General features: G+C 45.0%; 1 protein-coding gene. It reads left to right on the forward strand.

Going from position 1 to position 240, the window contains the following annotated elements:
* Positions 1-40: 40 nt before the first annotated feature.
* A partial coding sequence (locus AAEZ02_RS23385) for a flagellar basal body P-ring protein FlgI (protein ID WP_351125617.1) occupies positions 41-240 on the forward strand: 200 nt, incomplete at its 3' end.

Consider the following 240-nt stretch of genomic DNA (forward strand, 5'->3'; position numbering starts at 1 on the left):
TTCTTTATGAGTGACTGGTGGCCTTTTTAAGGAGTAATGCATGAAAATTAAACTGATTGCGTCGGCTGTATCGATAGTCGCATCAATACTAATGCTAACCGCACCTGCACATGCAGAACGGATTAAAGACATCGCCAGTATTCAAGGGGTGCGAAGTAACCAATTAGTCGGTTATGGCTTGGTGGTCGGTTTGCCAGGTACTGGGGAAAAAACCCGTTACACCGAACAAACCTTCAGAAC

The organism is Shewanella sp. T24-MNA-CIBAN-0130, assembly GCF_040310185.1.
Taxonomy (GTDB): Bacteria; Pseudomonadota; Gammaproteobacteria; order Enterobacterales; family Shewanellaceae; genus Shewanella; species Shewanella psychromarinicola.